The following is a 14,054-nucleotide window of genomic DNA, read 5'->3' as shown; positions in this document are numbered from 1 at the left end:
TTCCGGGTCCCGGCCCGGATTCCCCCGTATTCACCGCTGTCCACCACCATGAGCCTGCACAAAGTCACCCCCGGCGCGAAGGCGCCCGAGCAGTTCAACGTCGTCATCGAGATCCCGATGAACGCCGACCCGATCAAGTACGAGGTCGACAAGGAAAGCGGCGCGCTGTTCGTCGACCGCTTCATGACGACGGCGATGCATTACCCGTGCAACTACGGCTACGTCCCGCAGACGCTGGCCGACGACGGCGACCCGGTGGACGTGCTGGTGATCACGCCGTTCCCGCTGACCCCCGGCGTGGTGGTGACCTGCCGCGCCATCGGCGTGCTGCAGATGGACGACGAAGCCGGCGGCGACGCCAAGCTGCTGGCCGTGCCGACGACCAAGATCCTGCCGATCTACGAGCACTGGACCAAGCCCGAGGACATCAACCAGATGCGCTTGAAGGCGATCCAGCACTTCTTCGAGCACTACAAGGACCTCGAGGCCGGCAAGTGGGTGAAGGTCAAGGGCTGGGAAGGCCCGGAAGCCGCCAAGAAGGAGATCACCGACGGCATGGCCAATTACGCGAAGTCGCAGCAGGCCTGATCGCCCCGGCGGGCCCGCCCCAGCGGCGAGCCCCGGCCCGCCAAGGGCCGACCACCAAGCGCCCCTCGGGGCGCTTTTTCGTTTCCGACGTTTCCGACTGCAAGGGTTTCCGCCCGGCAAGGCGGATGCCATCACGGTGCGTTACATCTGGACTGTCCCCGCTTTGGGGAGGGGCGTTGTGCCGTTGGTGCGCGCGGCACCAAAATGGGCGGGTTCACCCCTACGGAAGTTTCGTCACGTGAAAGTCGCCTACCTGCTCAACCACTATCCCAAGGTCAGCCACACCTTCATCCGCCGCGAGATCCTCGCGGTGGAAAAACTCGGCATCGACGTGATGCGGCTGGCGGTGCGGGGGTGGGACGACGCCGCGCCCGACCCGACCGACCAGGACGAGAAGACCCGCACCCACTACCTGCTGCGCGGCGGCGTGGGTCCGCTGCTCAAGGCGATGGTCCGCCAGGCGCTGAGTTCGCCGGCGAAGTTCCTGTCGGCGCTGGCGCTGACGATCAAGCTGGGCCGACGCGCCGACCGGCCGCTGCCGGTCCACTTCATCTACCTGGCCGAGGCCTGCCTGGCGGTGCCGCTGCTGCGCGCCGAGGGCGTGACCCACGTGCATGCGCACTTCGGCACCAACGCGACCGAGGTGGCACTGCTGATCGAGGCGCTCGGCGGTCCCGGCTACAGCTTCACCTGCCACGGCTCGGAGGAATTCGACCGGCCCGAGATGCTGCACCTGGGCGAGAAGATCCGGCGCTCGCGCTTCGTCGTCGCGATCTCGTCGTTCTGCCGCAGCCAGATCTACCGCTGGGTCGACCACGCGCACTGGCCCAAGATCCCCATCGTGCCCTGCGGCGTCGAACCCGCCTTCCACGAGACCCATGCCGCGCCGGCGACCGGCCGCCGCCTGCTGGCCGTGGGCCGGCTGTGCGAGCAGAAGGGCCACCTGCTGATGCTGGAGGCCGCGGCGCTGGTCGCGGCCCAGGGCGTCGACTTCGAGCTGGTGCTGGCCGGCGACGGCGAGTTGCGCGAGCCGGTCGAGGCCCGCATCGACGCGCTGCGCCTGCGCGACCGCGTGCGCATCACCGGCTGGATCAGCAGCGACCAGGTGCGCGAGGAGATGCTGGCCTCGCGCGCGCTGGTGGTGTCGAGCTTCGCGGAAGGCCTGCCGGTGGTGGTGATGGAGTCGATGGCGCTGAGCCGCCCGGTGATCAGCACCGCGATCGCGGCGATCCCCGAGCTGGTCCGGCCCGAGAACGGCTGGCTGGTGCCGGCCGGCGATCCGGCGCCGCTGGCGCAGGCGATGCTCGAGTGCCTGCGCTGCGACGACGCCGAGCTGCAGCGCAAGGGCGAGGCCGCCCGCGTGCGCGTGCTGGCGCGTCACGACATCGACGACGCGGCTGCCCGCCTGGCCAAGCTGTTCCGCGAGCACGCCGGCGTGGCGGTGCAGGGCCAGCCGCGGCTGGCGACGTCGACCTCGACCTGATGGCGGAGTGAGGCCGGTGCCAGGTTCGCGCGATGTCGATCTGGCGCAGGCCTGACGTCGACCGCGAACAACCTCGATTCGAACAAGTTGGCGCCGCGGCCGCGAGCGCCCGGGTGAGCGGATGACAACTGATGGGCTCGTTCAACGAACCGCCCGTCATCCATGAACCCGATCTCCCGCTTGTTCCACGCGCTGCCCTTCTCCTTCGGCTCGACCGCGAAGTCCACGCCGTCCCCTGGCGCCGCCGCGCTTCGCCCGCCTGCCGATCTCCGCGGCGCCCATGTCGGCCTCTGGTCGGCCTCGCTGAAGCAGGCGGACGCGATCCGCTCCGGGTTGGACCAGGCGCTTCAGCAGTTGCCACCTGGGTCCACGACCCAGCGGCTCGCCGGCAGCGCCGCGCCCGACCGTCCGCTACCGGCCGCGACCCGCCTCGAGGTGTCGGACAAGGCAGCCGCGACAACCCCGGATCAACTGCATGCGTCGTGGCTGTCGAGGGACTCGGCGCCCGGCGGCCGAAGCCTCGCGATGGCTTCCCCGCGCGTGAAGGACTCGATCGCCTGGGCGGCGGCCTGCGCCGAGCATCAGGTCGCCGTGGTGGTCGATCTCGGCCTTCCCGAGGAGGCGAGGCAGCTCAACCACTGCATGCGCAGCACCGCACCGACGGCGTTCAAGGACCACACGGTGACCTTCAAGGGGAAGGGCGTCGGCGGCGGCCACGTGGAGGAAAAGAAGGAGACGGCTTTGGGGCCGGAGGCGCGGTCCCGCGCGGTTTCGATGGTGATGCAGCCGCACCGGTTCGATGCCAAGGGCCGACCGTTCGCGGCCGACCCGTGGGAGGACGCCACACGCCGCGAAGCCGGCGCCATCGCCCAGGACCTGGCCTGGCTGCGGATCCCGTGCGCCTACGACCGGGCGATCTCGCCGGGCGCGCTGCTCGCGGCCTGCCGCCACCTGCGCGGGCAGGACCTCGCCGGCAACCGGACCGTGGCCTTCATGAGCCCCGACGGCGATCGGCGCTCCGCGGTGTACGGCGCGGCCTGGGAGATTCAACGACACATCGACCGCGGCGGTCGGAGTCGGTCCGAGTTGGCCGACCTCGTGGAGACGGTGTGCATGCAGGTGCGCATGCAACGCGATCCAGAAGCGTTCAGCAGGAAGGAGGACGTGGCGTCGCTGCTGGCCTTCGCGTCGCTGGCGCTCGAGGAGCGCGGGCGGGCCTGAGGCCCTGCGCGAGGCGGCTCATTCGGGGCGCGGCGCCTTGAATGGCCGGTGCCGTTCCAGCTCGTCGATGTACTCGTCCATCGCCTGACCTTCGCGCTGGAGGAAATCGGCGACCGCCTCGCGGAACTGCGGATGCGCGAGCCAGTGCGCCGAGTGCGTCGCCACCGGCATCAGGCCGCGCGCCATCTTGTGCTCGCCCTGCGCGCCGCCTTCGAAGCGGCGCCAGCCGTTCTCCAGGCACCAGGCCAGCGGCTGGTAGTAGCAGGCGTCGAAATGCAGGTTGGGGATGTAGCGCGTCGCGCCCCAGTAGCGCCCGTAGGCGGCGCGCTGCGATTCGTCGATCGCCACCAGCGACGCCGCCACGCGATCCCCCTGCTCATCGCGCGCGATGAACATCAGCCAGTGATCGGCCATGTCCGCGGCCATGCGCGCGAAGAAGTCGCGCGTCAGGTAGGGCTTGTTGCGGTGCGCGAGGTAGGTCCGCGTGTAGCACTCGTGGAAGAAGTCCCAGTCCTCGCCCGTGATCGCGTCGCCGCGCAGCGCCTCGAAGCGGATGCCGGCCTCGGCGACCTTGCGCCGCTCCTGCTGGATCTTCTTGCGCTTCTCGCGCTGCAGCGTCGCGAGGTAGTCGGCGAACGAGCGCGGCTCGCCGTCGCCGGTCCAGTGGAACTGCACCTGTTGCCGTGCCAGCCAGCCGTCGCCGGTCAGCGCGCGCTGGTCCCGCGCGTCGCCGAAGAGCACGTGCACCGACGACAGCTCGGACCGGGTCGTGAGCGCCTGCAGCGCCTTCACCAGCCACGCGCGCGCCTCGTCGTCGCGCGCCAGCAGCCGGCTGCCGGGCACCGGCGTGAAGGGCACCGCGACCAGCAGCTTGGGGTAGTACGCGAGGCCGTGGCGCTCGTAGGCATCGGCCCAGGCCCAGTCGAACACGTACTCGCCGTAGGAGTGCCCCTTCAGGTAGGCCGGGCAGGCGGCGATCAGCGTGTCGCCTTCCCAGACGCTGAGGAACTGCGCCTGCCAGCCCTTCTTCGCGACGGCGGACCCCGAGGCCTGCATCGCCTGCAGGTACTCGAGCTTCATGAACGGCGAGGGCAGCGGCGAGGCGGCCAGCAACGCGTTCCATTGATCGCGCGGCAGCGCGGCGGGATCGTCGTCGACGCGGATCAGCGGCTGCGGCGCGTGCGCGTCGGCGGGCACGGGATCGGGCGGGGAGGAGGGGGTGGCGGTCATGCGCGGCAAATCTTAGGGGCAAGCTCAAAGCCCGCGCTTTGGTGGCAGGATGCACGCCATGCAAGCGACGACGACTTCCTCCTCGAGCTCTTCCTCGGCCGCGACCTCCGCCGGCCCGTCCTTCGACAACCTCTACGCTCACGATTTCGCCCGCGTCGCGGTCGGCGTCCCGCTGTGCCGCGTCGCCGATCCCGTCTTCAACGGCGAGCAGACCGCGCAGCTGCTGCGCGAGGCGGCCGCCGACGGCGTCGCGGTCGCGGCCTTCCCCGAACTCGGCCTGGCGGCGTACACCAGCGACGACCTCTTCCATCAGCGCGCGCTGCTCGACGGCTGCGAGGCGGCGCTGGCGCAGTTGCTGACGGTGTCGCGCGACCTGCCGACCGTGGCGATCGTCGGCCTGCCGCTGCGTCTGGAGCACCGGCTGTTCAACTGCGCGGTCGTGTTCCAGCGCGGCCGGCTGCTCGCGGTGCTGCCCAAGAGCTACCTGCCCAACTACGGCGAGTTCTACGAGGCGCGCCAGTTCAACGCCGCCGACGAGGCGCTCAGCGAGGAGATCACGCTGCTGGGCCAGCGCGTGGCCTTCGGCACGCGCCTCGTCGTGGCCGCGAGCGACCTGCCGCTGCTGCGGATCCACGTCGAGATCTGCGAGGACGTCTGGACGCCGATCCCGCCGTCGTCCTACGCGGCGCTCGCCGGCGCGACGGTGCTGGTGAATCTCTCGGCCTCCAACATCACCGTCGGCAAGGCGGGCTACCGGCATCAACTGGTCGGCCAGCAATCGGCGCGCTGCCTCGCGGCCTATGTCTACACCTCGGCCGGTGCCGGCGAATCCAGCACCGACCTCGCCTGGGACGGCCAGGCGCTCGTCTACGAGAACGGCAGCTTCCTGGCCGAGAGCGAACGCTTCCAGCGCCGCTCGCAGCTGGTCGCCGCGGACGTCGACCTGGAGCGCCTGTCGCGCGAGCGCATGCGGCAGACGAGCTTCGGCGATTCGGTGCGGCATCACGCGCCGCTGCTGAAGAGCTTCCGCACGGTCGAGTTCGAGCTCGGCCTGGACCGCGCGCAACCGCTGCCGCTGCGCCGCCGCGTCGAGCGCTTCCCCTACGTGCCCGCGGACCGTCAGCGCCGCGACGAGCGCTGCAACGAGGTCTTCCAGATCCAGGTCCAGGCGCTGGTGCAGCGGCTGGTCTCGAGCGGCATCCACAAGCTGGTGCTCGGGATCTCGGGCGGCCTGGACTCGACGCATGCGCTGCTGGTGGCCGCGCGCGCGATGGACCAGATGGGCTGGCCGCGTACCCACATCCTCGGCGTCACGATGCCGGGCTTCGCGACCGGCACCCGTACCCGCGACCAGGCGCTGCGCCTGATGCGCGAGATCGGCTGCGAAGCGCGCGAGATCGACATCCGTCCCAGCTGCGAGCAGATGCTCAAGGACCTCGGTCATCCGTACGCCAACGGCGAGCCGGTCTACGACGTGACCTTCGAGAACGTGCAGGCCGGCGAACGCACGAGCCACCTGTTCCGGCTCGCGAATCACACCGGGGCGCTGGTGCTGGGCACCGGCGACCTCAGCGAACTGGCGCTGGGCTGGTGCACCTACGGCGTCGGCGACCACATGTCGCACTACAACGTGAACGCGTCGGTGCCCAAGACGCTGATCCAGTACCTGGTGCGCTGGGTCGCGGAGACCGAGCAGCTCGGGCACGCGGGCCGCGAGGTGCTGCTCGACATCCTCGGCACCGAGATCAGCCCGGAGCTGGTGCCGCAGGACGCGCGCGTCGATGCCGCGGGCGGCTCCGGCCTGCAGAGCACCGAGGACCGGATCGGCCGCTACGAGTTGCAGGACTTCAACCTGTTCTACACGATCCGCCATGGCTACTCGCCGGCCAAGATCGCGTTCCTCGCCCGGCATGCGTGGGGCGACCGCTCGCGCGGCGACTGGCCCGACGGCGAGCACGTGCAGCGCAACGAGTACCCGCTCGCCGAGATCAAGCGCGTGCTGCGGATCTTCGTGTCGCGCTTCTTCCGCGGCAGCCAGTTCAAGCGCAGCTGCGTGCCCAACGCGCCCAAGGTCGGCAGCGGCGGTTCGCTGTCCCCGCGCGGCGACTGGCGCGCGCCCAGCGACTCCGAGCCGGCGGTCTGGCTGGCGGAACTCGACCGCATCCCCGACTGAGCGCGGTCCGCGACGCGCTCGCGCGATGACTCCCTTCGCCGATGGAGGGAGCCCGCGCGAAACGATCCGTGCTTAAATCACCGCCAGTCCCGACCGTCATTTCCCCCTCCCGGAGCCCGCGATGAAACAGATCACCGCCATCATCAAACCGTTCAAGCTCGACGAAGTCCGCGAGGCGCTGGCCGAGGTCGGCGCGTCCGGCCTGACGGTCACGGAAGTGAAGGGCTTCGGCCGCCAGAAGGGCCATACCGAGCTGTACCGCGGCGCCGAGTACGTCGTCGACTTCCTGCCCAAGGTGAAGGTCGAGGTCGTCGTGAAGGACGACGAGGTCGACCGCTGCATCGACGCGATCCTGAAGGCCGCCAAGACCGGCAAGATCGGCGACGGCAAGATCTTCGTCACCGCGGTGGAGCAGGTCATCCGCATCCGCACCGGCGAACAGGACGAAGCGGCGGTCTGACCGCCGGGCCCGCGCCGCGGGCCGCTGGAAACAGGAAGGGCGGGGCGCCGATCGGCGTCCCGCCCTTGTTCATTCGGGGCTTGGCGGACCCGGCGCGAGGCCGGCGTTCCCCTTCAGCGCAGGTGCTGCCAGATCGCGGCGGCCCAGATGCCGCCCGCCAGCACCAACGACAGCAGCACGGCGGCGCTGGCGATGTCCTTGGCGCGCTTGCTGAGGTCGTGCAGTTCGAACGACACGCGATCGACGACGGCTTCGACCGCCGAATTCAGCAGTTCCACGATCAGCACGAGGATCAGCGAGCCGGCCAGCAGCGCCACCTGCACCCAGTCCTTGCCGACCAGGAAAGCGAGCGGCACGCCGATGATGCTCAGCCAGGTTTCCTGGCGGAAGGCGCTTTCGCCGCGGTAGGCGGCGACCAGGCCGGCCCAGGAGTAGCCGGCCGCGTGCAGGATGCGGTTCAGGCCGGTGCGGCCCTTGTGGGGGTTGCTCATCGTCGGGGAGGGGGTCAGGCGTCGCCGGCGGGCTGGGCCGCCGGGGTCCGCGGTGCCGGGCGCTGGGTCACCAGCCGGGTACCGCAGAGGATGTCGTGCAGGAACTGGCGTTGCGGATGCAGCCGTGCCAGCAGCAGGTAGCCGGCGATGCCGGCGGTCATCGCGCCGAAGATGGCGCCGGTGCTGTGGTCCAGGCCCAGCAGGTGGACGCTCGCCAGCGCGGGCAGGAACCAGAGCCAGGCGGCCAGGTAGCGCAACGCGGCGCGGAACTGCGTCACCGGGCGGCCCTGGGCGTCGACGACCCGCAGGTGCCAGGCGCGCATCGCGACCGTCTGGCCGCCGCGCGACCAGAACCAGATGAAGTAGATCCCCAGCACCAGGAACAGGAAGGCCTGCAGGCCGTGCTGTCCGACCAGCGCATTGCGCTGCTGGGTGAGCGTCGAGTACAGCCAGCCGGCGATGAAGACGACGCCAAACAAGACGACGCCTTCATAAATGAAGGCGGCGAGTCGGCGCATCAGGGCGGGCGGGGCATCGCCGCCGGCTACGGGTGCGGAGGTCATCCCGCCAGTTTAGCGGCTGGCCCCGTTGCGCCGCGGGAGCAGCGTGTTCGGGTCGAGATTCGCGTCACGCGGCGAGCGCAACGGCCGGCCCGGAGCGGCGCTCGCGCCGGGCAGCGCCGGTTCGGCGCGCTGGGTCAGCAGCACCGTCGTCGCGCCGGGGAGGGCCTGGACGATCGTCGGACCGGTCGTGGCGCTCAGCGGCGCGCGTTGGATCGGCGCGTTCGCGCGGGTCGACCGGACCGGCGCCGGCGCGTCGTGTCCGACGGCCGAGGCCTTTTCCGCGGCGCGCTCGGCCAGGCGTTGGCGTTTCTCGGGCGGAAGCGCCTGGTAGGCCTCCCACTTGGCGCGCAGTTGCGACTCCTGCTCCGGCGCGCGGAGTTCGCCAGCGTGCTGGTACCCGATGCGGGCACGTTGGCGCTCGGCCGGCGACATCCGGGTCCACTCGACCATGCGTTCGCGCAGGCGCTGCTGGTGTTCAGCGGGCAGCGTCGGGTAGCGGGCGGCGATTTCCAGCCATTTGCCCTTGCGGGCGCCGTCGAGCTGGTCCCATTCCTTGGACAGCGGCGCCAGCGCCTCCTTCTGCGAGGCGCTCAGCGAGGCCCAGGTCTGCCCGCCCACCAGGGCGCCGGTGCGCGCTGGCGCGGAGGCATGGGGAACGGACGACGACGCGGCGAGGCCAGCGGGCGCGGAAGCGCCGTCAGCCTGCGCCAGGGCGGTGCCCGAGCCGAGCACCAGCATGCCGCACGCGGCCGCGATGCTCAGGCAGCGGGCCACGCCGCGGGAAGCGCCAAGATCAGGAAAAACGCTGGAACCGACTGGATGCAAGGGGAGGCGGAAGGATCTGGCCACGCACCGCCTCACTGCGACGATTTCGCTTCGTCGGACTTTTCGCCTTCGTCGGCGTTCGTGGAGGCGTTGGGGTCGGTCCGGTCCTCATTGAGGTACTCGCGGAAACCCGGATCGCTGTAAGCCGCGGGAGGCAGCGGCTTGGAGAGCATCTCGGTGTCCAGTTCGGCCGCGCTGCGGATCTGCTCGTACCACTGACTGTGCTGGATCAGCAGCAGGCCGCCGAGCAGCAGCGCCAGCGGCAGCAAAGCCGCGGCCTTGCGCCAGCGCGGGGTCTTCTCGCCGCCGCCCAGGGCCATCACGCCGCCGCCGACATGACGGGTCTCGGACGCCGCCTGGGTGGGCGCGGCCGCCCGGGCCGCCATGGCCCTGGCGAGCGCTTGCTCACGTGCGAAGCGCAGACGCTCCTGGATATCGCCGGAAAGGGTCTCGCTTTGCTCGGTCAAGCCAGCCGCCACGCGGAGGCCGAAACGGGTGACGCGCGCTTCCGCTTCCAGCGGCTGCGGCGTTCCTGGCGTGTTCTTCTTCATAGCGAGATTCCCTTGGCTTTCAGCGTTTTGGCCAGTGCATGCACGGCGCGGGAGCAGTGTGTCTTGACACTGCCCTCCGAGCAACCCATGACCGCAGCCGTCTCGGCGACGTCGAGTTCTTCCCAGTAACGCAGCAGGAAGGCCTCCCGTTGACGTCCCGGCAAAGCTGCAACTTCCTGTTCGATGGCCGCCAGGATCTGGAACCGCGAGACCTCGTCCGCCGCGGACAAGGCCCCCATCGATCCTTCCCGGGTCTCCAGCATCTCGAGCAGGTCGAAGTCCTCGCCCGGATCGCCGCCCTCGAAGTCGGACAGGTTGCTGAAGAGCGCGTTGCGCACCTTCTGGCGCCGGAACCAGTCCATCGTCGCATTCGACAGGATGCGCTGGAACAGCAGGGGCAGCTCCGCCGCCGGGCGGTCGAAGTACTTCTCGGCCAGGCGGATCATGGCGTCCTGGACGATGTCCAGCGCGGCGTCTTCGTCTCGCACCATGTAGACCGTGCGTTTGAACGCGCGGCGGTCGACGGACTTGAGAAAGTCGTTGAGTTCTTTGTCTGTGGCCAAAGGGCGGGCGCCGTCAGAGGGCGGTCGAGCAGGCAAAACGGCGCGGATTATCGCACTGGCGCCACAAATAGCCATTGGCTGTCGGGCGGCTGCGGGTTTGTGTGCATAATCAGCCTTCTCGCACACCGCAGTTTTTGTCTCAAGTAGGCCGCCAGACCCCGGCGCCCCTGTTTTTGACGCGACGTTTCAAATCCGCCTCACAAGGGTGAGAAGAGAAGCACCGATGGTTTTTCGTCAGAGAAAATCTCAGAGGTTCGACATATGGACATGTCTGCCGCGGACATCAAACGTGCAGCGATCACGGAAGCTCGCTCACAACCGCACCCCCATTCCGTCAGTTCCGGTCAGGAACTGAATGGCTCCGAAATCCTGGTTCAGAGTCTTCAGGCCGAAGGCGTGAAGTTCCTCTGGGGCTATCCAGGCGGTGCCGTCCTCTACATCTACGACGCGCTCTACAAGCAGGACGCCATCCAGCACGTGCTGGTCCGTCATGAGCAGGCCGCCGTGCATGCCGCCGACGGCTACGCCCGGGCGACCGGCGAGGTCGGCGTCGCGCTGGTGACCTCGGGTCCCGGCGTCACGAACGCGATCACCGGCATCGCGACGGCGTACATGGACTCGATCCCGATGGTGATCATCACCGGACAGGTCCCGACGCCCGCCATCGGCCTCGACGCCTTCCAGGAATGCGACACCGTCGGCATCACGCGCCCGATCGTCAAGCACAACTTCCTGGTCAAGGACGTGCGCGACCTCGCGACGACGCTGAAGAAGGCCTTCCACATCGCGCGCACCGGCCGTCCCGGCCCGGTCGTCGTGGACATCCCGAAGGACGTGTCGCTCAGCCGCACCGCGTTCCACTACCCGGAGCGCGTCGAGATGCGCTCCTACAACCCGGTGAAGAAGGGCCACAGCGGCCAGATCCGCAAGGCGGTCCAGCTGCTGATGGGCGCCAAGCGTCCCTATATCTACACCGGCGGCGGCGTGATCCTGGGCGAGGCCACGGCTGAACTCAGACAGCTGGTCGAACTGCTCGGGTATCCCTGCACGAACACGCTGATGGGCCTGGGCGCGATGCCCGGGACCGACCCGCGTTTCCTCGGCATGCTGGGCATGCACGGCACCTACGAGGCCAACATGACGATGCAGCACTGCGACGTGCTGCTCGCCGTGGGCGCGCGCTTCGACGACCGGGTGATCGGCAACCCCAAGCACTTCTCGTCGGTCGATCGCAAGATCATCCACATCGACATCGATCCGTCGTCGATCTCCAAGCGCGTGCGCGTGGACATCCCGATCGTCGGCGACGTCAAGGACGTGCTGCAGGAGCTGATCGCGCAGATCCGGGAAGCGCAGGCGCGTCCGGACGGCGAGGCGATCAACGCCTGGTGGAGCCAGATCAACGACTGGCGCAAGCGCGACTGCCTGTCCTACAAGCAGTCGAGCGAGGTCATCAAGCCGCAGTTCGTCGTCGAGACGCTGTGGAACATGACCCGCGGCCGCGACACCTACGTCACCTCCGACGTCGGCCAGCACCAGATGTGGGCCGCGCAGTTCTACCGCTTCGACGAGCCGCGCCGCTGGATCAACTCCGGCGGCCTGGGCACGATGGGCGTGGGCCTGCCGTACGCGATGGGCATCAAGCTCGCCAAGCCGGAGTCGGACGTGTTCTGCATCACCGGCGAGGGCAGCATCCAGATGAACATCCAGGAGCTGTCCACCTGCCAGCAGTACAAGACGCCTGTGAAGGTGGTCTCGCTGAACAACCGCTACCTCGGCATGGTGCGGCAGTGGCAGGAGCTGGACTACGGCAAGCGCTACTCGCACAGCTACATGGACGCGCTGCCGGACTTCGTCAAGCTGGCCGAGGCCTACGGGCATGTCGGCCTGCTGGTGGAGAAGCCGTCGGACGTGGAGCCCGCGCTGCGCGAGGCGATGCGGTTGAAGGACCGCACCGTCTTCCTGGACGTGCGCACCGACCCGACCGAGAACGTCTGGCCGATGGTCCAGGCGGGCAAGGGCATCTCCGAGATGCTGCTGGGGTCCGAGGACCTCTGAGACCGGCGACGGCCTGAAGCCGTCCGGCGTCGCGCGCGTCACCGCGCGCGTGGCGACCGGCGGCGGACGGCCCGAGACGCTCGGAGCGAGCCGAACCCGTTTCCCAATCGAAGAGCGTGGCCAAGGGCCGACCGGTTACCGCCGGCGGGCTGAAGAGCGCGAAGGACGAGATTCCATGAAACACATCATTGCTTTGCTCATCGAGAACGAGCCGGGCGCGCTGTCGCGCGTCGTGGCGCTGTTCTCCGCCCGGGGCTACAACATCGAGAGCCTGACCGTGGCGCCGACCGAGGACGCCTCGCTGTCGCGGATGACGATCGTCACCAGCGGCAGCGACGACGTGATCGAGCAGATCACCAAGCACCTGAACCGTCTGATCGAGGTCGTGAAGGTCGTCGACCTGACCGAGGGCCGCTACATCGAGCGCGAGCTCATGCTGATCAAGGTGCGCGCCGTGGGCAAGGAGCGCGAGGAGCTCAAGCGCACCTCCGACATCTTCCGCGGCCATGTCATCGACGTCACCGAGAAGACCTACACGATCGAGCTGACGGGCGACGCCGGCAAGCTCGACGCCTTCATCGACGCGATCGACCGCACCGCGATCCTTGAGACGGTGCGCACCGGCACCAGCGGCATCGGCCGCGGCGAACGCATCCTGCGCGTCTGAGCGCGCCATTCACTGAACCACCCCCGTACTGATTTCCCCCGGAGAGACCACCATGAACGTGTATTACGACAAGGACGCCGACCTCAGCCTGATCAAGGGCAAGAACGTCACCATCATCGGTTATGGCTCACAAGGCCACGCCCATGCCCAGAACCTGAACGAGAGCGGCGTGAAGGTCACCGTGGGCCTGCGCCGCGGCGGCGCGTCCTGGGCCAAGGCCGAAGGCGCCGGCCTGAAGGTCGCCGAGATCGCCGAGGCGGTGAAGGCGGCCGACGTGGTCATGATCCTGCTGCCCGACGAGCAGATCGCCGACGTCTACAAGAAGGAAGTCGAGCCCAACATCAAGCAGGGCGCCTCGCTGGCCTTCGCCCACGGCTTCAACGTGCACTACGGCCAGGTGCAGCCGCGCGACGACCTGGACGTGTGGATGGTGGCGCCGAAGGCCCCCGGCCACACGGTGCGCAACACCTACCGCCAGGGCGGCGGCGTGCCGCACCTGATCGCCGTCTACGCCGACAAGACCGGCAAGGCGCGCGACCTGGCGCTGAGCTACGCGGCCGCGAACGGCGGCGGCAAGGCCGGCATCATCCAGACCTCGTTCCGCGAGGAGACCGAGACCGACCTGTTCGGCGAGCAGGCCGTGCTGTGCGGCGGCGCCGTCGAGCTGATCAAGGCCGGTTTCGAGACGCTGACCGAAGCCGGCTACGCGCCGGAGATGGCCTACTTCGAGTGCCTGCACGAGCTCAAGCTGATCGTCGACCTGATCTATGAAGGCGGCATCGGCAACATGAACTACTCGATCTCCAACAACGCGGAGTACGGCGAGTACGTGACCGGCCCGCGCGTGGTGACCGCCGCGACCAAGGACGCGATGCGCCAGTGCCTGAAGGACATCCAGACCGGCGAGTACGCCAAGTCCTTCATCCTGGAGAACAAGGCCGGCGCCCCGACGCTGATCAGCCGCCGCCGCCTGACCGCCGAGCACCCGATCGAGCAGGTCGGCGAGCAACTGCGCGCGATGATGCCCTGGATCAAGGCCAACAAGCTGGTCGACAAGTCCAAGAACTGATCGCCTGATCAGGCTCCAAGAACGGCCCGGCTTGCGTTTGCAGCCGGGTCGTTTGTCTTCCAAGCGGCAGCCGTGGCGTGGCTTTGCCAGGCCACTGGGTGCGCCCCCTTGA

Annotated in this window: 14 protein-coding genes; 8 read left to right on the top strand and 6 right to left on the bottom strand. The window is 68.9% G+C overall.

Features of this window, described 5'->3' with window-relative positions:
• Positions 1 to 48: 48 nt before the first annotated feature.
• The 3 genes from ppa (at position 49) to N5D62_RS07100 (ending at position 3,292) form a co-directional block, all read left to right on the top strand.
• Entirely contained in the window at positions 49 to 588 is a 540-nt protein-coding gene (ppa, locus tag N5D62_RS07110) for an inorganic diphosphatase (protein ID WP_279756962.1), read from the top strand.
• A 238-nt stretch (positions 589 to 826) separates the two neighbouring features.
• Positions 827 to 2,071, top strand: coding sequence for a glycosyltransferase (locus N5D62_RS07105; protein WP_279756961.1), 1,245 nt, complete (start codon positions 827 to 829; stop codon positions 2,069 to 2,071).
• 162 nt (positions 2,072 to 2,233) lie between these two features.
• Positions 2,234 to 3,292 (top strand): hypothetical protein, encoded by a 1,059-nt coding sequence (locus N5D62_RS07100; RefSeq protein ID WP_279756960.1) that lies wholly within the window; start codon positions 2,234 to 2,236, stop codon positions 3,290 to 3,292.
• Between the two features lie 18 nt (positions 3,293 to 3,310).
• Here N5D62_RS07100 and N5D62_RS07095 read toward each other — a convergent pair whose 3' ends face one another.
• Positions 3,311 to 4,522 (bottom strand): GNAT family N-acetyltransferase, encoded by a 1,212-nt coding sequence (locus N5D62_RS07095; RefSeq protein ID WP_279756959.1) that lies wholly within the window; start codon positions 4,520 to 4,522, stop codon positions 3,311 to 3,313.
• A 58-nt stretch (positions 4,523 to 4,580) separates the two neighbouring features.
• On the opposite strand from N5D62_RS07095, the gene N5D62_RS07090 reads away from it, so the two are divergent.
• Together N5D62_RS07090 and N5D62_RS07085 are read left to right on the top strand one after the other, a co-directional pair.
• Positions 4,581 to 6,695: an NAD(+) synthase gene (locus tag N5D62_RS07090; protein ID WP_279756958.1), complete on the top strand. Its 2,115-nt coding sequence runs from the start codon at positions 4,581 to 4,583 to the stop codon at positions 6,693 to 6,695.
• A 121-nt stretch (positions 6,696 to 6,816) separates the two neighbouring features.
• On the top strand, positions 6,817 to 7,155 hold the full coding sequence (locus N5D62_RS07085) for a P-II family nitrogen regulator (protein ID WP_091722727.1): 339 nt from the start codon (positions 6,817 to 6,819) through the stop codon (positions 7,153 to 7,155).
• Between the two features lie 113 nt (positions 7,156 to 7,268).
• Here N5D62_RS07085 and N5D62_RS07080 read toward each other — a convergent pair whose 3' ends face one another.
• The 5 genes from N5D62_RS07080 to N5D62_RS07060 all read right to left on the bottom strand — a co-directional run bounded on the left by N5D62_RS07080 (position 7,269) and on the right by N5D62_RS07060 (position 10,148).
• Positions 7,269 to 7,646: a diacylglycerol kinase gene (locus N5D62_RS07080; RefSeq protein ID WP_279756957.1), complete on the bottom strand. Its 378-nt coding sequence runs from the start codon at positions 7,644 to 7,646 to the stop codon at positions 7,269 to 7,271.
• Positions 7,647 to 7,660: 14 nt separating this feature from the next.
• Positions 7,661 to 8,125 carry an RDD family protein gene (locus N5D62_RS07075; protein WP_347881807.1) on the bottom strand — a complete coding sequence of 155 codons (465 nt, stop codon included), beginning with the start codon at positions 8,123 to 8,125 and terminating at the stop codon, positions 7,661 to 7,663.
• 93 nt (positions 8,126 to 8,218) lie between these two features.
• Complete coding sequence (locus N5D62_RS07070) at positions 8,219 to 8,983, bottom strand: DUF3106 domain-containing protein (protein ID WP_279756955.1); 765 nt, start codon at positions 8,981 to 8,983, stop codon at positions 8,219 to 8,221.
• Between the two features lie 83 nt (positions 8,984 to 9,066).
• Complete coding sequence (locus tag N5D62_RS07065; RefSeq protein ID WP_279756954.1) at positions 9,067 to 9,585, bottom strand: DUF3619 family protein; 519 nt, start codon at positions 9,583 to 9,585, stop codon at positions 9,067 to 9,069.
• The gene (locus N5D62_RS07060) at positions 9,582 to 10,148 is read right to left on the bottom strand and encodes an RNA polymerase sigma factor (protein ID WP_279756953.1); all 567 of its coding nucleotides are present in this window, start codon (positions 10,146 to 10,148) and stop codon (positions 9,582 to 9,584) included. The genes N5D62_RS07065 and N5D62_RS07060 overlap by 4 nt, the downstream gene beginning before the upstream one ends.
• A 261-nt stretch (positions 10,149 to 10,409) precedes the next feature.
• On the opposite strand from N5D62_RS07060, the gene N5D62_RS07055 reads away from it, so the two are divergent.
• The 3 genes from N5D62_RS07055 to ilvC all read left to right on the top strand — a co-directional run bounded on the left by N5D62_RS07055 (position 10,410) and on the right by ilvC (position 13,942).
• Positions 10,410 to 12,206: an acetolactate synthase 3 catalytic subunit gene (locus N5D62_RS07055; RefSeq protein ID WP_279756952.1), complete on the top strand. Its 1,797-nt coding sequence runs from the start codon at positions 10,410 to 10,412 to the stop codon at positions 12,204 to 12,206.
• Positions 12,207 to 12,381: 175 nt separating this feature from the next.
• Positions 12,382 to 12,873: an acetolactate synthase small subunit gene (gene ilvN / locus N5D62_RS07050; protein ID WP_279756951.1), complete on the top strand. Its 492-nt coding sequence runs from the start codon at positions 12,382 to 12,384 to the stop codon at positions 12,871 to 12,873.
• Between the two features lie 52 nt (positions 12,874 to 12,925).
• On the top strand, positions 12,926 to 13,942 hold the full coding sequence (gene ilvC, locus N5D62_RS07045; RefSeq protein WP_279756950.1) for a ketol-acid reductoisomerase: 1,017 nt from the start codon (positions 12,926 to 12,928) through the stop codon (positions 13,940 to 13,942).
• Positions 13,943 to 14,054: the final 112 nt, after the last annotated feature.

This window comes from Mitsuaria sp. GD03876, from assembly GCF_029840635.1.
Classification (GTDB): Bacteria; Pseudomonadota; Gammaproteobacteria; order Burkholderiales; family Burkholderiaceae_C; genus Roseateles.
This window is presented reverse-complemented; position numbering and strand designations above follow the sequence as displayed.